The 19,005-nt window shown below is 42.5% G+C and carries 15 protein-coding genes; 7 read left to right on the top strand and 8 right to left on the bottom strand.

Annotated features, from left to right (window positions below):
* Positions 1-53 precede the first annotated feature (53 nt).
* On the top strand, positions 54-1,421 hold the full coding sequence (locus EAH55_RS15535) for an ethanolamine ammonia-lyase subunit EutB (protein ID WP_121810467.1): 1,368 nt from the start codon (positions 54-56) through the stop codon (positions 1,419-1,421).
* 185 nt (positions 1,422-1,606) lie between these two features.
* Entirely contained in the window at positions 1,607-2,362 is a 756-nt protein-coding gene (gene eutC, locus EAH55_RS15530) for an ethanolamine ammonia-lyase subunit EutC (protein ID WP_121810466.1), read from the top strand.
* Between the two features lie 169 nt (positions 2,363-2,531).
* On the opposite strand, the gene EAH55_RS15525 is transcribed toward eutC, so the two are convergent.
* The 3 genes from EAH55_RS15525 to accD all read right to left on the bottom strand — a co-directional run bounded on the left by EAH55_RS15525 (position 2,532) and on the right by accD (position 6,328).
* Positions 2,532-3,050, bottom strand: a complete 519-nt coding sequence (locus EAH55_RS15525; RefSeq protein WP_121810465.1) for a DUF4251 domain-containing protein — start codon at positions 3,048-3,050, stop codon at positions 2,532-2,534.
* A 248-nt stretch (positions 3,051-3,298) separates the two neighbouring features.
* Positions 3,299-5,182, bottom strand: coding sequence for a molecular chaperone HtpG (gene htpG, locus EAH55_RS15520; protein ID WP_121810464.1), 1,884 nt, complete (start codon positions 5,180-5,182; stop codon positions 3,299-3,301).
* A 300-nt stretch (positions 5,183-5,482) separates the two neighbouring features.
* Complete coding sequence (gene accD / locus EAH55_RS15515; RefSeq protein WP_112571738.1) at positions 5,483-6,328, bottom strand: acetyl-CoA carboxylase, carboxyltransferase subunit beta; 846 nt, start codon at positions 6,326-6,328, stop codon at positions 5,483-5,485.
* 269 nt (positions 6,329-6,597) lie between these two features.
* Here accD and fbaA point away from each other — a divergent pair, with 269 nt between their 5' ends.
* The 3 genes from fbaA to EAH55_RS15500 all read left to right on the top strand — a co-directional run bounded on the left by fbaA (position 6,598) and on the right by EAH55_RS15500 (position 8,679).
* Positions 6,598-7,677: a class II fructose-bisphosphate aldolase gene (gene fbaA, locus EAH55_RS15510; protein ID WP_121810463.1), complete on the top strand. Its 1,080-nt coding sequence runs from the start codon at positions 6,598-6,600 to the stop codon at positions 7,675-7,677.
* 101 nt (positions 7,678-7,778) lie between these two features.
* The gene (locus EAH55_RS15505) at positions 7,779-8,303 is read left to right on the top strand and encodes a low affinity iron permease family protein (protein WP_121810912.1); all 525 of its coding nucleotides are present in this window, start codon (positions 7,779-7,781) and stop codon (positions 8,301-8,303) included.
* On the top strand, positions 8,254-8,679 hold the full coding sequence (locus EAH55_RS15500; RefSeq protein ID WP_121810462.1) for a GNAT family N-acetyltransferase: 426 nt from the start codon (positions 8,254-8,256) through the stop codon (positions 8,677-8,679). The genes EAH55_RS15505 and EAH55_RS15500 overlap by 50 nt, the downstream gene beginning before the upstream one ends.
* 114 nt (positions 8,680-8,793) lie before the next feature.
* On the opposite strand, the gene EAH55_RS15495 is transcribed toward EAH55_RS15500, so the two are convergent.
* Both EAH55_RS15495 and EAH55_RS15490 read right to left on the bottom strand, forming a co-directional pair.
* Positions 8,794-9,144 (bottom strand): TfoX/Sxy family protein, encoded by a 351-nt coding sequence (locus EAH55_RS15495; RefSeq protein ID WP_121810461.1) that lies wholly within the window; start codon positions 9,142-9,144, stop codon positions 8,794-8,796.
* Positions 9,145-9,221: 77 nt separating this feature from the next.
* Positions 9,222-10,208 carry an aldo/keto reductase gene (locus EAH55_RS15490; RefSeq protein ID WP_121810460.1) on the bottom strand — a complete coding sequence of 329 codons (987 nt, stop codon included), beginning with the start codon at positions 10,206-10,208 and terminating at the stop codon, positions 9,222-9,224.
* 214 nt (positions 10,209-10,422) lie between these two features.
* Here EAH55_RS15490 and EAH55_RS15485 point away from each other — a divergent pair, with 214 nt between their 5' ends.
* Entirely contained in the window at positions 10,423-10,773 is a 351-nt protein-coding gene (locus EAH55_RS15485; RefSeq protein ID WP_112571727.1) for a YciI family protein, read from the top strand.
* A 40-nt stretch (positions 10,774-10,813) separates the two neighbouring features.
* Positions 10,814-12,037, top strand: coding sequence for an RNA polymerase sigma factor (locus EAH55_RS15480; protein WP_121810459.1), 1,224 nt, complete (start codon positions 10,814-10,816; stop codon positions 12,035-12,037).
* Between the two features lie 139 nt (positions 12,038-12,176).
* Here EAH55_RS15480 and EAH55_RS15475 read toward each other — a convergent pair whose 3' ends face one another.
* From EAH55_RS15475 to EAH55_RS15465, 3 genes are all read right to left on the bottom strand, one after another.
* Positions 12,177-14,354, bottom strand: coding sequence for a glycoside hydrolase family 3 protein (locus tag EAH55_RS15475; RefSeq protein WP_121810458.1), 2,178 nt, complete (start codon positions 14,352-14,354; stop codon positions 12,177-12,179).
* Between the two features lie 10 nt (positions 14,355-14,364).
* Complete coding sequence (locus EAH55_RS15470; protein WP_121810457.1) at positions 14,365-17,685, bottom strand: SusC/RagA family TonB-linked outer membrane protein; 3,321 nt, start codon at positions 17,683-17,685, stop codon at positions 14,365-14,367.
* Positions 17,686-17,873: 188 nt separating this feature from the next.
* Positions 17,874-18,971, bottom strand: coding sequence for a FecR family protein (locus tag EAH55_RS15465; RefSeq protein ID WP_121810456.1), 1,098 nt, complete (start codon positions 18,969-18,971; stop codon positions 17,874-17,876).
* Positions 18,972-19,005 lie beyond the last annotated feature (34 nt).

The following is a 19,005-nucleotide window of genomic DNA, read 5'->3' as shown; positions in this document are numbered from 1 at the left end:
ATAGTCGTTATATAAAATGACTTAATGACCAAATGACATAATGATACAAGAGAATGTACCGCCACAATATACATCACCGGGTTTATAAGTTCCCTGATCTTAAAGCATTGTTGGGGAAAGCGTCGCCTTATCGCTCGGGCGATGAGTTGGCCGGGCTTTGCTCCGGTGGGTATGAAGAACGGGTGGCAGCTCAAATTACCCTGGCAGATGTACCGCTCAAAAACTTTTTAAACGAGGTAGTGATCCCATACGAGGATGACGAAATTACCCGGCTTATTATTGATGAACATGACGAAGTGGCCTTTAGTCATATCAGCCATTTAACCGTTGGCGAACTACGCGATTGGTTATTAAGTGATGAAACGGATTGTGCCACTTTAACAACGATAGCTCCTGGCTTAACACCCGAGATGGTGGCTGCAGTATCCAAACTGATGCGCAACCAGGATCTGATTGCCATGGCCAATAAGTGCCAGGTAGTTACCCGTTTCCGTAATACCATAGGCTTAAAAGGGCATTTCAGTACCCGTTTACAACCCAACCACCCAACGGATGATCCACGGGGAGTGGCAGCCAGTATTATTGATGGTTTGTTATTTGGCAGCGGTGATGCAGTTATTGGCATTAACCCGGCAACAGATAGCCCGGCTGCTGTAAGTAGCCTGCTTTCATTAATGGACGAGTTACGGCACAGGTTTGAGATTCCGACACAAACCTGTGTGCTGAGCCATATTACCACAACATTGCAGCTGGTTAACGAAGGTGCGCCGGTTGATCTCTGTTTTCAGTCTATAGCTGGTACCGAAAAAGCTAACGCCAGCTTTGGAGTTAATTTAAGTTTGATTGAGGAGGCATACCAGGCAACATTATCTTTAAAACGGGGCACGGTAGGTAACAACGTGATGTATTTTGAAACGGGGCAGGGTAGCGCTTTATCTGCCAATGCCAATTTTGGTGTTGATCAGCAAACTTGCGAAGTGCGGGCTTATGCCGTTGCCCGTAAGTTTAAACCTTTACTGGTGAATACGGTGGTAGGTTTTATTGGTCCGGAGTATTTATATGATGGCAAACAGATTATCCGTGCTGCACTTGAAGATCATTTTTGCGGAAAGCTTTTAGGTTTGCCCATGGGAGTCGACGTATGCTATACCAACCATGCCGAAGCCGATCAGGATGATATGGATAACCTGCTTACCCTTTTAGGTGTAGCGGGCTGCAACTTTGTTATGGGTATTCCTGGTTCGGATGATATTATGCTTAATTACCAGTCCACTTCATTTCATGATGCTTTATACCTGCGCAAAGTGCTGGGGCTGAAACCTGCACCCGAGTTTGATCAATGGTTGATAAAACAGGGAATTATTGATGACAGGGGGAATATGCTACCTGTGAGCGAGCATGGCTTGTTGGGAGGATTTTGATTAAAGGTAAAAGGATAAAGGCGAAAGGTAAAAGGTTTTTCGAACCGGCTTAAAAAAATACGGTGTCATCCTGAACTTGTTTCAGGAACCCACAAGAAAAGTCAGCGTCATGCAGCGGTAGACATGGTATATGGGGTGCCGAAACAAGTTCGGCATGATGACAGGAGATAAGAACATTAACATAAATGAAACGAAACATCCCACAGGAAATTGAGCCATTGAAAGCTTTGCAGGAGTTTACTTCGGCAAGGATTGCTATTGGCCGCGTGGGAACAAGTATCCCATTAAAGCAATCGCTTGAGTTTAAGCTGGCTCATGCCCATGCGCGGGACGCCGTATATTCTGAGTTGGATTTAGGTAAGCTAACCGATACCCTTAAACATTTCGGGCTGCCTGTTTTGCATCTGCAAAGTAAGGTAACCGACCGGCGGCAATATCTGCAACGGCCAGATCTTGGGCGCAGGCTTAATGAGGTTTCATTAAATGAGTTGAATGGTTACAACGTTGAAAGTGACGTGGCTATCATTGTTGTTGATGGACTTTCGGCCACAGCGGTAAAAAAGAACGCCGTGGGTTTGCTGGACGCGCTGATTCCACTATTGCTTGCAAACGGGTTAAAACTTGCTCCTATTAGCCTGGTTGAGCAGGGTAGGGTGGCTATTGGCGATGATATCGGTTACGGTCTTAACGCCAAACTTTCGTTGATATTGATAGGTGAACGCCCCGGCCTGAGTGCCGCCGATAGCCTTGGGGCATATCTTACCTACAATCCCAAACCCGGTTTAACCGACGAATCTCGTAACTGCGTTTCCAACATCCGACATAAAGGATTGACTTATAAAAAAGCCGCAAAAAAGATCTTCTATTTAATTAATGAAGCGTTTAAACGAAAGCTATCTGGGGTGGAGTTGAAAGATAATGCGGGATTGATAGAGTCTTAAGTTCTCTAAGAAATAGCAACGGGTAGAAAAGAGGCGTCATTGCGAGGCACGAAGCAATCCCCAAAAAAGCAGAGGAACTTTTCAAGTCGGCTCTGTATAGTTAGGGATTGCTTCGTGCCTCGCAATGACGCTTTCATTTATAATGACGATTTGTTCATAAACTTAGTACTTAAGATTTATTTCTCCTCGCTTCAACGTAACCGTTAAATGATATTGGGTCGCGGTTACTGCTGATCACTTGTAATGAGCCATAGCCATCCTGCGAAATGCTCAGGTTAAATGTTTGTACATCGCGCCAGTCGGCTATGTTCTTTTCTTTGGGTTTAATAGTGATATTCCAGCCTTTACCTTTTGGGGTCGACGAGTATGTAAACTTTGTAGTGTTTACTTTAATACCGCCATCTGTTGTTCCCGGAGGTGGGGCTACATAAGCCCTGCCAAAATAGGGCAAGAATGATACAATGGTATCTTTACTTATCGTGATATCGTAATCAGAGGTAAGCGGCCTGGTTCCACCCCGCATTGGCAAAGCATAATTTGCTTTGAATACAAAATTTTGATCTTCTATCATCTTTTTGATCTCAGCTTGTTTGGCTGCTTTTTTCTCGGCCTTGGTTTGAGCCTGGGTTACGTTAACCCCAATAAATATGAATGCAGCCAAAAGGGCTATTTTGTTTAATATTTTCATGATATAAATGTTTAAGTAGTTAGACGATAAAGTGTTATTTAGGTTTAAGTACACTCAAATTTAAACAATCTTTTAAACAAAAAAGCCACCCGTCTTGGGTGGCTTTTGAAAGAAAAATATAAAAGGGTTGGCTTGTGCGATTCCCCTCTTGAGAGGGGTGTAGGGGTGTGTTGCTCTTTAAGCCGACGAAACACACCCCTGCTATCGCTCGGTCTTCCGCGCCCCCTCTCAAGAGGGGATTTTTAAAATTATATCAAACTCACGCTACGTTTAACAAATTCAGTTAAATCGGCGCCGGTCAATAAACCTTGCGATAATAGCGCTAAGTCAAATGCTTGTTTTGAAAGCTGGGCTTGAACGGCTTCGTCTTCTTCCTGTAAAATGCGGCTTACAAGTTTGTGATTGCCGTTTACAATAACTTTGTAGTTATCAGGCATGTTACCGTAGAAACTCATGCCTCCGCCCATAGCAGCCATATCTTTCATACGGCGCATAAACTCGTCCATGGTTACGGTAACTGGTAACTCATCAGGGTTAAGGCTTTCAATTTGTACATTGTAAGCAGGTCTGTTAATAGCTTTATCAAAAATACTCTTCACCTGGGTACTTTGCTCTTCGGTAAGCACGGTTTCAAGCGCATCATCTTTTTTGATCAGCTTGTCGGCTACGTCAGCATCAACACGTTTTAACGATGTTTTTTCTAACTTCTGCTCTAACTGGCTAATGAAGTGGTTGTCGATAGGCGAGTTCATCACCAATACATCATAGCCCTTTTTATTGGCCGATTGGATAAATGAATCCTGTTTTGCCGGATCGTTAGTATAAATGTAAACCAGCTGACCGTCCTTGTCGGTTTGATTGGCTTCAACTTTGTCTTTGTACTCAGGCAGGGTAAAGTTTTGTTTATCGGTGTTGGTAACTAAAACAAAGTCTTTGGCTTTTTCATAAAACTTGTCTTCACTCACCATGCCGTATTTAACAAACAGGCCGATATCAGTCCATTTTTCTTCGTAAGCTTTACGATCAGCTTTGAACAAGTCTGACAATTTATCAGCTACTTTTTTAGTGATATAGCTGTTGATCTTTTTAACGTTGCTATCAGCCTGTAAAAAGCTTCTTGATACGTTAAGCGGAATGTCCGGTGAATCAATAACACCGTGTAGTAGCATTAAAAACTCAGGAACAATGTCTTTTACCTCATCGGTAATGAATACCTGGCGGCTGAATAATTTGATCTTGTTTTTCTGGAATTCGAAATCATTTTTCAGCTTAGGGAAATATAACACACCGGTAAGGTTGAAAGGATAATCAACATTAAGGTGGATCCAGAATAAAGGATCTTCGCTAAATGGATAAAGCTGCTTATAAAAGTCAAGATAGTCTTCGTCTTTTAATTCAGATGGTGCTTTTGTCCAGATAGGGTTGGTAGTGTTGATGATGTTATCAACTTCAACTGAAGTATATTTTGGTTTGCCTTCTTCGTCAACACCGTCTTCAACAGACTCAGTTTTAGTGCCGAATTTAATAGGTACAGGTAAAAACTTGCAATATTTATCAAGGATCTCCTGCAGTTTGTACTGGCTTAAAAACTCTGCCGATTCATCATTAATAAACAAAGTGATCTCGGTACCGCGCTCTTCTAAAATACCTTCGCCAATTTCAAATTCGGTACTACCATCGCATACCCAGAAAGCAGGCTCTGCACCTTCCTGGTAGGATAGGGTTTGGATCTCTACTTTATCAGCTACCATGAAAGCCGAGTAAAAACCTAAACCAAAGCGACCGATGATCTCGTTGGCATCTTTAGCTTCCTTGAATTTCTCCATGAATTCGGTAGCACCTGAAAAAGCGATCTGGTTAATATACTTTTTGATCTCTTCGGCGGTCATACCGATACCATTATCGCTAATGGTGATGGTCTTTTTGTCGGCATCAAAAGCAACTTCAACGCGAAGGTTGCCAAGTTCGCCGTTGTACTGGCCTAATGAAGCCAGGCGTTTAATTTTTTGGGTAGCATCTACCGCGTTTGATACCAGCTCGCGCAAAAATATCTCATTATCAGAATATAAGAACTTTTTGATAATCGGGAAAATGTTCTCGGTGTGGATCGAAATGCTGCCTTTTTCTTGCATAACTATATTTTAATAGGATTGATTTAATGTTTGTCGTTATTGCACATCAATGTGTGTTCCAATTGTTATTGTATTGTCAAAATGGCAGGGGACTCAGCCAAACAGATTTTTGAAGCGTAACTCTCCACGTCATTGCGAGGTACGAAGCAATCCCCAACTTTACAGCGCGGCTGTACAAGAGCCACTGCACAGTTTGCGATTGCTTCGTACCTCGCAATGACGATTATTGAAGTAAGTGCAAAAAAATAAGGGATAAACATTTAAGTTTATCCCTTACCGCATCAAGGAGATGCATATCTCTTAATTAGCCATCATCTTGATAAATGACGCTAACTTCTCTTTCATTTCCCTTCTGTCTACAATGAAATCAAGGAAACCGTGCTCCTGAACAAACTCTGCAGTCTGGAAACCTTTAGGAAGATCTTTTTTGATTGTTTCTTTGATTACCCTCGGACCGGCAAAACCAATCAGCGCGCCTGGTTCGGCAATGTTAATATCGCCTAACATAGCGTATGAAGCTGTTACGCCACCTGTAGTAGGGTCGGTAAGCAAAGATATGTAAGGGATTTTTGCCTGTGCAAGCAAAGCCAGTTTTGCTGATGTTTTAGCCATCTGCATTAATGAAAACGCGGCTTCCATCATTCGGGCACCACCTGATTTTGAGATCATCAGGAACGGAACCTTATGCTCGATACTATAATCGATAGAACGTGCTATTTTTTCACCAACAACAGATCCCATTGAACCACCAATGAAATTAAAGTCCATACACGCTATAACAATGTCCTGGCCGTCAATTTTGCCGGCAGCAGCCCTGATAGCGTCGTTTAAACCTGTTTTCTTTTGAGTTTCTTTAAGCCTGTCGGTATACTTTTTGGTATCCTCAAAATGCAGCGGATCACCTGAAGTAAGGTTAGGAAAAAGTTCTGTAAACTCGTTATTATCAAATAGTACCGAAAAATATTCTTTTGAACCTATGCGCAGGTGGAAGCCACAGTAATGGCACACATATTGATTTTCTACCTGTTCTGAATAGTGTAAAGGTTTCTTACAATTAGGGCATTTATTCCAGATGCCATCGGGGGCTTCTTTCTTTTCCTCAGTAGTCGTAATTATCCCTTTCAACTCTCGTTTAAACCATGCCATATCTGTGTCTAACTCTTTCAATTGGGTACAAAGAAACAAAAAATATTAAACATGTAGTGTCGGTATATAAAAAGTTATACCGGAGCAAATTGTTTGCTCGAATCTAAAATACTTATTTAATGCTATTTTTGTAATAAAAGGATTGGATTATTAATGATTTATATCATATTTTCAAATTAAGCCTATTTTTACTATCGTTTTAATATACTTTTAACAAAACTTAACTCATTTCAATAAATTTTATAACTTCGAGCCCCAAATAAACGCTAATGGATTTAAAAAATTATAGAGGTGTTCTGCACGGCGATCAGGTGCAGGAACTATTTGAAGCAGCAAAAAAGCATCAGTTTGCTTTACCGGCGGTAAACGTTATTGGTACTAATACTATCAATGCGGTTATGGAAACAGCTAAAGCTGTTAACTCCCCGGTTATTATTCAGCTGTCAAATGGCGGTGCACAGTTTTACGCCGGCAAATCATTGGATAATTCAAAACTTCAGGCTTGTATTTTAGGTGGTGTATCTGCTGCAAAGCACGTTCACCTTTTAGCAGAGCATTATGGTGTAGCAGTAATCCTGCATACCGATCATGCTGCTAAAAAATTATTACCCTGGATTGACGGCTTGTTAGATCATGGCGAGAAATTTTTTGCAGAAACAGGCAAACCTTTATTCTCATCACACATGCTTGACCTTTCGGAAGAGCCTATTGAAGAGAACATCGAAATTTCGGCTAAATACCTTGAGCGTATGGCTAAAATGGGTATGACACTTGAAATTGAATTAGGTGTTACCGGTGGTGAAGAAGATGGTGTTGACAACTCTGACGTTGACAGCTCACGTTTATATACTCAGCCAGAAGAGGTTTCTTATTCATATGAGCACCTTTCAAAAGTAAGCCCTCGTTTTACCGTGGCTGCTGCTTTTGGTAACGTACATGGTGTTTACAAACCAGGTAACGTTAAGTTACAACCGGTTATTTTGCATAACTCACAAGAGTATGTTAAACAAAAATTTGGTTTAACTGCCGAAAAACCAATCAACTTTGTATTCCACGGTGGTTCTGGTTCAAGCCAGGAAGAAATCCGCGAAGCTATTTCATACGGCGCTATCAAAATGAACATTGATACCGATATGCAATGGGCTTACTGGGAAGGTATTAAAGATTACTACAAATCAAAAGAAGTATACCTGCAAAGCCAGATCGGTAGCCCTGATGGCGAGGATTCTCCAAACAAAAAATACTACGATCCACGCGTTTGGTTACGCAAAGGCGAAGAAAACTTTGTTAAAAGGCTTTCTGTTGCTTTCGAAGATCTTAACTGTATCGACGTATACAGCAAATTATAATATTCATCAAAAACTAACAAAAGCGCCTGTACATTTGTTGTACAGGCGCTTTGTTGTTTAATGGCAGCAGGCATTCCCCAAAAACAATAAAATCTGCTACCATGGTTACAAACAAAAAAAAGAAAAAGAATTTATTTGAGCGCTTTGCCAACTGGGCAACTATAGCAACCGGAAGCTCGGGAGCATTTATTATTGCATTTGGAGTTATTATTGTTTGGGGGATAACCGGACCTTTATTTCATTATTCAGATACCTGGCAACTGGTTATCAACACCGGGACTACCATTGTAACCTTCCTGATGGTTTTTTTGATCCAGAAATCGCAAAACAAAGATTCAAAAGCTATACATTTGAAGCTAAATGAGTTGCTTGCATCACACCAGGGTGCCAGCAACCGTATGGTTGATATAGAGGATATTACAGAGAAAGAGCTTGATCAGCTGCATAAGTTTTATGTAGAACTGGCCGATTTGGCCGAGGAGGAGGATGATATCACCTGTACGCACTCTATCGATGCAGCAAGGGAAAACCATACCACTAAGCTTAATAACTATAAAACAAAACCGCATTACATCAATGCCCGCAAAAATCACAGTAAAAAAAGTAACGGAACAAGCCGAACTTGATATCGTACATGCCATCAGGCGTGAAGTATTTGTTGTTGAGCAAAATTGCCCGCCCGAGTTGGAGTATGAAAACGAAGATGTGTCGCATCATTTTTTAGCTACGGTTGATGGTGAACCCGCGGGAGCATGCCGCTGGCGCAAAACCGAAAATGGCTATAAATTGGAACGTTTCGCGGTATTGAAAGCATTCAGAGGGTTTGGCTTGGGAGCGGAGATGGTAAAAATCGTATTGGCCGATTTGCCTGCCGATGCTGACTATATTTATCTTAACTCGCAAACGCCTGCCGTGCCTTTTTATGCTAAACTGGGTTTTGAAGCATCAGGCCCGGAATTTGAAGAAGCCGGGATCAAGCATTATAAAATGGTGAAAAAGTAACAAACATTTTAAAGGATAGAAGACGTCATTGCGAGGTACGAAGCAATCCCCGATTAGCGAGTCCACCTACATAGTTTGGGATTGCTTCGTACCTCGCAATGACGGACGCTTTAATTACTTCTTGCTTTTCCTCTTTTTTGATGCTTCAGCAAGCGGATTAAACTCAAGGCACAAATTGACCCAGTAGTTTAAATCTTTACTGGTTTGCAGGTTGAAATCTTCAACGTATACATAACCCTTCATCACTCTGTCGCCACTCACCATTTGGTTGCAATTGCCTTTCTCAAGTTCAATTGATGCTTGCTGTTCACCTATACGGCACAGGATGTAATTATTGCCTACGCAAACGCAAAGCTTATCATCAACCATAAAGCATACGCCCTGGAACATTTTCTTCTCTTCCACTACGGGCAGATCCATTAATGCTTCACGGATACGATCGGCCATTTGTTGGTTGTAAGCCATGTTTTGATTGTTGGATTTTGAGGTAAAGGCGTTGTGTACCAATTTTATACGCCAACGCCTTTGCCCGAATAATGTTGTTAATTTTTATCTACGAATTTATAGTTTGCCTCATTGTACCTGTCGCCGGTATCAGGATATTTGGCTAAAACAGCTTCGATATCTTGTAAGTCGGCAGGAGTTAATTTTACATCAACTGAGCCTGCGTTATCCAACAGGTATTTTCTTCTCTTTGTTCCAGGAATAGGGATAATGTTGTCGCCCTGCGCCAGTACCCACGCCAGCGCCAATTGGGCGGGTGTACATTGCTTTTGAGCCGCAAGCTGTGCAAACTCGTGAGCCAGTCCCATATTATTTTCGGCGTTTTCGCTTTGATAACGTGGCAGGCTTTTTCTGAAATCGTTATCGGCCAGTTTGGTTACATCCAAGGCATTGGTAACTAAACCGCGCACCAGCGGACTAAAAGGAACAAATGAAATGCCTAACTCCTTGCAAACAGGTAAAATCTCTGCTTCTACGTCGCGGGTTAACAATGAATATTCGCTTTGAAGGGCGCTGATGGGATGCACCGCGTGAGCGCGACGAATAGAATTTGCCGAAGCCTCAGATAAGCCCAGGTATTTTACTTTACCTTCATTTACCAGATCGGCCATGGCGCCAACCATATCTTCAACCGGTACATTTGGGTCTATGCGGTGGGCGTAGTACAAGTCAATCACATCCGTTTTTAAGCGTTTAAGGCTTTTTTCAACAGCGGTTTTGATATATGCAGGCGAGCCATCAAACTCAGTAAGCCTACCATCGGCACCGGCCCTGAAACCAAATTTAGTGGCAATGAAGATCTTATCACGGTTAGGTACTAATACTTTTGATACCAGCTCTTCGTTGCGGCCGTTGGCGTAAACATCGGCAGTATCCCAAAAGTTAATGCCTATTTCTATCGATTTTTCGAGGGTAGCTATCGATTCGTCATCGTCCGGTTGACCGTAGGCATGGTTCATACCCATGCAGCCCAGACCAATGGCCGAAAGCTCGACCCCGGTGTTTCCTAATTTTCTGTATTTCATGGTTTGGTAGTATTGTTATATGATCAAAGTACGTGAAATAACAAAAGCATATCAACCTCAATTTATAAGCGCTATGTAAGGTTATGGCCAGTAAGCCGGTAAATTAGTTATGCAGATTAAGTTTTTCTGACTAATTTGAAAAAAAATCAAACGCTTGTCCAATTCGGCAAAACCTGATCGTCTTTTGGTTTTTAACCATTAAATTCAAGAAAACATGAACGAGTTCTTATTGATCTTCAGAAGAGATGCAGAAGCCACCGCGGTGCAACGGTCGCCAGAGCAAATGCAAACCATGATGAATTACTGGCGCGAATGGATTGGCGGCATTGCCGCGCAAAACAAGCTTGTTGCTGTTGGTAACAGGCTGGATACTAACGGGAGTGTAATAAAACCCGATAATGTGGTAACTGACGGGCCTTATGTTGAAGTTAAAGAAGCTATTGGCGGCTATAGCATTATCAAAGCATCGTCGCTGGAAGAGGCAACCGAATTATCAAAGGGCTGTCCGATATTATCAGTGGGCGGTAGCGTTGAAGTCCGTCCTATCATCCCAATGGAAGTATAATTAATTTTACCGCCTCCCATATACGGGAGGCGGTTTGTTTATGCAGCAAGATCAGCTTTTACCGCATTTGTTTCGCTCCGAATATCAAAAGATAATAGCGGTACTGTGCCATTATTTTGGCTTTGAGCATATTGAGGCAGCCGAAGATATTGCCAGTGATACATTCCTCACGGCGGCCGAAACGTGGGGCATTAAAGGTTTGCCGGATAATCCTAAGGCATGGTTATACACCGTAGCCCGGAATAAGGCAACTGATTATGTTAGACGCAGCGCAAAATTCAAACAAAAAATGGTTGAAGGGTTTGATACGGAAGATAATTATGAAGTAGAAATCGACCTTTCTGACCAGAATATCAGCGATAGCCAGTTGCAGATGATGTTTGCCATTTGCCATCCGCTACTTCCTGCCGAGGCACAGATCGGTCTTGCCCTGCGTATTCTTTGCGGTTTCGGGATTGATGAAATTGCTGAAGCTTTTTTGTCAAATAAAGAAACGATAAATAAACGCCTGTTCAGAGCAAAAGAAAAGTTGCGCGAACAGAAAGTGAAGATCGTTTTTCCGGAGGCGGTTGATATTGTTAGCCGTTTGGGCATAGTATTGAAAACCTTATACCTGCTTTTTAACGAAGGTTATTACTCCAGCTGCCAGAGCACTACCTTACGTAAGGACCTATGTTTGGAGGCCATGCGCCTTAATTATCTCCTTTTAGAAAATCAGCAAACCAATTTGCCCGAAGTAAATGCCTTATTATCGCTGATGTGTTTTCATGCTTCGAGGTTTAATGCCCGGATAGATGACGCCGGCGAGATGATTCGCTACGATGATCAGGACAGGACGCTTTGGACTGATGAGCTTATAGCCAAGGGAAGATACTATCTTAACCTGGCCTCAAAAGGAAATGAAGCCGGTAAATATCATATTGAAGCTGCCATTGCCTATTGGCATACCGTTAAAACAGATACGCCCGAAAAATGGGAAAATATATTAATGCTTTACAATAGGTTACTTATTGCAGCTTATTCGCCCGCGGCGGCTTTGAACCGGGCTTACGCTTTAGCAAAAGTAAAAGGGAAGGAGAAAGCCATTATTGAGGCGGAGAAATTAAAACTGGATACAAATCACCTGTATCACGTGTTGCTGGGATATTTATATACCTCGGTAGATAATGAAAGGGCGGCTTGGCATTTGCGAATCGCACTTAGACAAGCTAAGACCCCGGCAGATAAAAGTAGAATTATGAAGGATTTAGAGGCCTTGTTATAAAGCCTTGACTAAAAAAGCGTCATTGCGAGGCACGAAGCAAGCCCAAACTATACAGGGCGAACCTGCTAATCGGGGATTGCTTCGTGCCTCGCAATGACGCTTATAGTATTATTTTATAAAACTGTTTTTTTGCAGGGGCTTAATTAGCCACTTTAAAATCCGCTACCAGTTTTTCATCGGCCGAGCTGCTGCCCAATACGAGTTTGTAGCTGCCCGGATATAGTTTCCATTTATGAGTAGCAAGGTCCCATTTCTGCAGATCCTGAACCGGGATTTTTAAGGTAACTGTACCTTCTTTATCTTGTTCAAGGCTGATGCGTTTAAAGCTTTTCAATTCCTTAACCGGCATCCTGTCGATGTTGGGATATTTGATATAGGCTTGTACTACCTCATCACCGTTGAATTTACCGGTATTTTTAACGTTTACAGTTACGGCAACAGTGTCTGCTTTTTTGTAGGTAGCTTTTAATTTGCTGCCCAGGGTATAGTTGAATGTAGTATAACTTAACCCAAAACCAAAAGGGTATTGCACCGGACCGGTATAGTAACGGTAGGTACGGCCTTTCATATTGTAATCGCTATAATCGGGCAGATTGCTCATGTCTTTATAGAATGTAAGCGGCAGGTGGCCGGAAGGTGAAACCTCGCCGAAAATAATATCAGCTAACGCGTTACCTCCTTGTTCGCCGGGATACCAGGCAAATATGATGGCATCTGCATAAGGCTCAATAGCCGATACATCAATATCGCTGCCTGCGGTAATTACGGCTACCAACGGTTTGTTTTTTACGCTTTTGCGTAACTCCTTCATAAAAGCGATTTCGCTGGCAGGCAAACTCAAAGTTTTTTTATCGCCACCACTTTCTGACAGGAAAGCATCACCGGCTTCGCCTTCTAAAACAGGGGAGAGGCCTATAACCGCAATGGTAGCATCGGCATTACCAGCAGCCCAGGTACCACCAAAGTGAGTGGTATCTTTATAATCGCAGCCAAGGTCATACTCAACGCGGGTAGCTTTATCAACGGCGCCCGTAATACCTTCAACAAAGTTAATCACCTTGCTGCTGGTACCATGGTAGTTAGCTATCATAGCATCAAGTGAGGCCGCGTTTGGCCCAACTACCATAATGCTCGAGTAGTTGCTTTTTTTGAATGGCAAAACATTGTTGTTATTCTTTAATAATACCATACTTTGCTGAGCAACCTTACGGGCTAATGCCAGGTGTTGGTCGTTGTGAACACTATCGGCTCCATAAGCATGATACGGGTTAGCGGCAGGATCATCATAAAATCCAAGCTTAAATTCGGTGCGTAAAATAGCGCTCAAGGCCTGGTCAACGTCTTTTTCGGTAAGCAGACCTTGCTTAATAGCTTTAATGCCGTCATTTTGTAAAATAGATGAGCAATCCAGATCGACGCCGGCTTTAATGGCAGCAGCAGCTACTTCAACTGCGGTTGGCAGGGTTTTGTGGGTAAGGTAAACATCATCCAAAGCACCGCAATCGGTAACCACGTGGCCGTTAAAGCCCCATTCTTTCCGTAAGATATCAGTAAGCAACACTTTATTAATAGAGTTTGGTACGCCGTTAACACGGTTGTAGGCACTCATTACCGATTCAACGTGGTTTTTAACTAACTCGTGAAAAGCATACAGGTAAGTTTCGCGAAGGTCTTTTTCATCAACTTTAGCGTCAAATTTATCGCGTGTAGCTTCCGGGCCGCTGTGAACAGCAAAGTGTTTTGCCGTAGCTGAAGCTTTCAGGTATTTAGGATCATCGCCCTGTAAACCTTTAACAAAGGCCGAACCCATGCGGCCGGTCAGGAATGGGTCTTCCCCATAAGTTTCCTGGCCGCGTCCCCAACGTGGATCGCGGAAAATGTTAATGTTAGGGGTCCAAAAGGTAAGGCCCATGTATTGCAGGTGCCTGTCTTGCGCAATGGCCAGGTTATATTTAGCACGGGCTTCGGTAGATATGGCTGTTGATACTTGTTTCAATAAGTCATCATTAAAAGTAGCCGACATACCAATAGCCTGTGGGAATATAGTAGCCTCACCGGCACGGGCCACACCATGCAATGCCTCGTTCCACCAGTTGTATGCCGGGATGCCTAAACGGGGCACAGCCTGGCTGCGGTAACCTAATAAAGAGATCTTTTCTTCGAGGGTTAGTTTCGATAAAAGGTCTTTTACTCTTAAGTCAATCGATTGCGAAGCGTCTTTGTAAAAAGGTGTCTGGGCTTTTACGGTAGAAAAATTAAACAATACCGTTAGTAAAGCCAAACAGCGCAGCGTAGTTTGTTTTATGGTGGATGCCATTTTAATTGATTTATTTTTTGAGTTTAAAGTTAATATTTATTCCGTAAGTATGCGTTGGCGGAAGGCTTGCACCTTCAATTCCGGCGTATTTTATGTCGGGAGAGAAGCCCGATTCAGGGTCGATATTGTCTGATCGTTTCACTATCGTCCATAAATTTCTGCCTACCAACGAGAAAGTTATGCCCTCAAAAGGGGTATTATTAAGAAAACCTTTTGAAAATGTATAGCCAAAAGTAACTTGCCTAAGCTTGATAAACCTACCGTCTAATACGTTCAGGGCCGAAACACTTTGGGCAAGTGCCTGGTAATAGGTTTGCGCCGGCACAACAACCGTGTTTTTATCGCCGTTGGCATTTACACCATCGCCAACAACACCGGTTTCCCTTCCCGGCAGGGTAAGTTTATTGAAGCCCCGGTAAATGCTGTTATAATTAGTGGCCGAAAGTATTTTGTTACCAAACCTATAATCGATCAGGAATGATAGGCTGAATTTTTTATAGGTAAAATTGTTGTTAAACCCACCATAAATATTGGGTACCGCGCTGCCCATAGGCACCCTGGGACCGGCTTGTGGTAACCCATTGCCATCAAAAATAATCTGGCCCTTGGCATTTCTGAGGTAATCATTCGCCATGATTTGCGGACCGGGTAAACCTTTAACCAATGCTGTTGCAGCATTTAGCGGGCGGTAAGTACCAAAGCTTATATTGGCAGATTCGGGGGTGCCATCTGTTTGAAGGATCTTGTTTTGAACATAGGTGAAGTTGAATGAGGGCGACCAGTTAAAATTGGCAGTTTTAAAAGGTGTGCCGCTCAACGAAACCTCAATGCCATTATTTTGAGTTGAACCGGTTGGTATGAACCGGCGGGCAAAGCCGGTTGCCAGGTCAAGATCACCTTTAATAATCTCGTTCCTGGTTTTGCGATGGAAGTAGGCAACATCAAGTCCCAGTCGTCCGTTTAAAAACTTCAGGTCGGTACCAACTTCCATTTCTGTAAGTGTATACGGCTTTAAAAAAAGATTTGGTAAACTGTCGCTAAAACCGCCTGTTGGTATCCCATTCACGGGATTGTTGATTGTATAATATTGCGATGTTATATAAACGTCGGTAGGTTCGCCGCTGGTTTGAGCGTATGACAGGCGGAGTTTTCCGAAATCAAGTCCGGGTATGTGCACAAGATCCGAAAACAGGATACTTGCCGACACCGACGGAGTAAAAATACTCCGGTTGTCAACTGGCAGGGTCGAGTAAGTATCATAGCGACCGGTGGTGGTTAACGTAAGAAAGTTTTTTAACGAAAAATCGACAGAATAATAAGTTGAATGTGTTTCGGAGCTTTTAAAATCATAGCTGCTGTTTTTTGTAGCCAGGTTAGTGTAGCTATAAAAATTAGGTACAATAAATGGCCCTCCAAAAAGGCGGGTGTATTCGTAGCTGTTTTTACGCAGATTGGCCCCTGCGGATAAGTCAAAGCTAAGCAGGTTTTTTATGATATCACGTTTGGCGCCAATCAAAATGTCGGCATTCAGTTCTGAGCGCTCTGTTGATGATTGCTCATCCATAGAACCGGCGCCTCCCGGCGAATAAGCAGTTCCGGTAGGCGTGATGGTTAAACGTTTATCATACAGCACATCATCGCCTAAGCGGGCCTGGGCATACATCCAATCTGCGAAATTATAACGGGCCGTTATTGCTGATATCAAACGGTTCCGGCTTATATTATTGATAAATTTATTTACAGCGAAATAAGGATTGGTCACAAAAGTATCGCCGGTCCACCTCAGTTCATCACCGTTTGAGTCATAGCCAGGTGCCAGGGCTGCCTGGTTTTCATTGGCAGCAAGATATTGAATGTTATTGGGGTTAAGGGGGCCATCGCTCAGGTTTGGTTTAAGGTTTGATGATTCGTCAATATAGTTAGCAATAACGTTAACGTTAAATTTATCGCTTATCCCCTGGGTGGCGGTTAAGTTTACCGTTTTACGGTTAAGACCACTGTTGCGGATAACGGAGCCATTCCTGAGATCGGAAACAGACAGGCGGAATGCACCTGTTTCGTTGCCGCCATTAAAGGCTATGGTGTTGGTATAAGTATAACCGCGGCGGTAAAACTTATCTATATTATCGTTAACTGCCGAGTAGGGGTAATATTTACCATCAAACTGGATGGTAGGCTTGCCGTCAAGCTTTTCGCCCCAACCAAAATTTCCGGATGTTATGGCATTGTTTACTGTTGCCGGCCTGATCCCGTAAAGGCCCTGTCCGTAAACCTTTTGATAATCAAATGTATTGATTGCCTTGTCTGTTTGATAATTGGTATTGAACTCAATTCCAAAGCCCGAGTTCTTTTTACTTGTTTTGGTTGTGATCAGAATCACGCCATTAGCGGCCCTCGCTCCGTACAATGCAGAAGCCGCCTGGCCTTTCAGTACGGTCATGCTTTCAACATCATCAGGATTGATATTGCTTATGCCATCGCCAAAATCGGCGCCACCCCATTCGTTTGCGGCCCCCCGTTGTGTGTTATCAATGGGCACACCATTAATGATAAAGAGCGGAGCGCTTGCGCCAAAACTGGTAACACCTCTAAGTAAAATACGTGCGGATGATGCTGGCCCGCCGTTAACGCCGCTAATGCTTAAACCGGCTACCCGGCCCTCTAATGAATAGGCCACGTTTGATTCTTTGGCTTTATCCAGTACTTCGCCACCTATGGTTGTAACCGAATAGCCAACCTTTTTTTCTTCTTTTTTTATACCGAGGGCAGTTACTACAACTTCGCTTAAGATATTACTTACCGATAGTGCGATTTTAAGAGGAGTGGTTCCGGACACTTTTACTTCGCGGGTAACATAGCCCACAAAGCTTATGATTAGTATTGATTGGTCGGGAGCTTCAAAAGAAAATGAGCCTTGCTGGTCGGTAGGCGCCCCCATGGTTGAGCCCCGTACCCTAACTGTAGCTCCTGCAAGCGGTTTCCCGCTTTCGTCAACAACAGTACCTGTTATTTTAACCACATTAACTATTTCGTCAACCGGGGTTATTACTATCAGGTGGTTGGCGAGCTCGGTATATGAAAAGCCCGAATTGGCTAATATTTTATCTAAAACGATTTTAACATCCTCATTCTCGAAGTTTAAATCAACTCTGTTTAACGTTGGTATTTTTCTTTCGCTGTAAACAAAATGATAAAGGCTCTGATGTTCGATGATTGATATAACCTTTTTAAAATCGGCTGATTTTAAGTTAATAGTGACATGGGTTTGTGAATATACAGTTAATATAGCGAGTAAATTGAAGAACAATATTAACGTAAACCGTATTTTCATTTATTCTGATAACCTATACCTATCGTCAACATCCATTAGGGATGCCTAAATTTACATAAATTTTATAATAAGCGGCAGGCTATAGTGCAAAATGAACAGATAACTGTGTAACAATTATAAATATTGTAAATAATATTGGGGCTACTGAGGTAAGAAAGCGCTTATTGCCCGGTTGTCTGAAAGCGGCATTAGTAAATGAAAATGGTTGATTTTTTTATTTTATAATGAAAGTCTTCGGTACGGCGTAGCGCATCAAGCGCCTCTGTAATACTTTCTTTTTCATAAGTACCGTTGAAGCGGTATTTTTTAAGGTCGTCATTTTTAAATTTAATCTCAACACCATACCAGCGCTCCATACGTGCAGCAAGATCGGCAAAGCTTTCATCCCTGAAAATGAGTTTGTTTTGGGTCCACGAAGTTTCAAGAACAGCACTATCGTACTGGTGAAGGCGGGTAAAGCTTGTTAAGACATATTGAGTACCAGCACTGCTATCGGTTGCGGGTGCAAGTTTGTTTTCTTTTTTATGTACCGTAGCAAATGAGCCTTTATTAACAATCAGTTTTTCACTCGGTTTTAAAATGATCCTGTCAGACGGACGGTCGTCAAGTGTAACTTCAATAGCGCCCCTGATCAAGGTTGTTTCACTTGAAGGGTCATTCGGGTATGATTTTACGTTGAAAGCCGTACCTAAAACTTTGATGTTCATTTTTTCAGTATGGATAATGAACGGGTGCTCATGATCTTTATGCACATCAAAAAAAGCTTCGCCGCTTAAATAAACCTCTCGGGTTTTACCTGTAAAGCTTGTCGGGTACCGTAATGAGCTTTTTGAATTAAGGGTTATGCGGGTGCCATCTGTTAACACGATGGTTGATTTTTCGCGCACAAAGGTATTTTTGTTTTGCCAGGCGCTGGGTACGGTGCCTGCAATTTCACGACCGGCAAGAGTTACTTTTGAATAAAACAGGTAAGCACCGCCGGCTATTAAAATAATGGCCGCCGCAGCACGCCATAAATAACGCATTATACCTTTTTTTACAGGCGCTACCGTAACTATAGGCTCGGTAGTTTCTTGTGCTTTAATTTTTGATTTTATTTTTTGAAAAGCAAGGGCATTGTCAGCGTACTCTGCATCATTGTGTTTCCAATAGGCAGAAAGGGCATCATATTGCTCACGAAGGGAAGCATCATTGGCTAAGCAAAGCAGAAGTTCGTTATGTTCATCAGAGCTGATCTCGTTCGACAGTTTTTTGCCTACCAGCTCTATAAATTTATCATTGCCCATCTTAAAATTGCATCCTTATTTGTGATAGGACAAC

The organism is Mucilaginibacter kameinonensis, assembly GCF_003675385.1.
Lineage (GTDB): Bacteria > Bacteroidota > Bacteroidia > Sphingobacteriales > Sphingobacteriaceae > Mucilaginibacter > Mucilaginibacter kameinonensis.
This window is presented reverse-complemented; position numbering and strand designations above follow the sequence as displayed.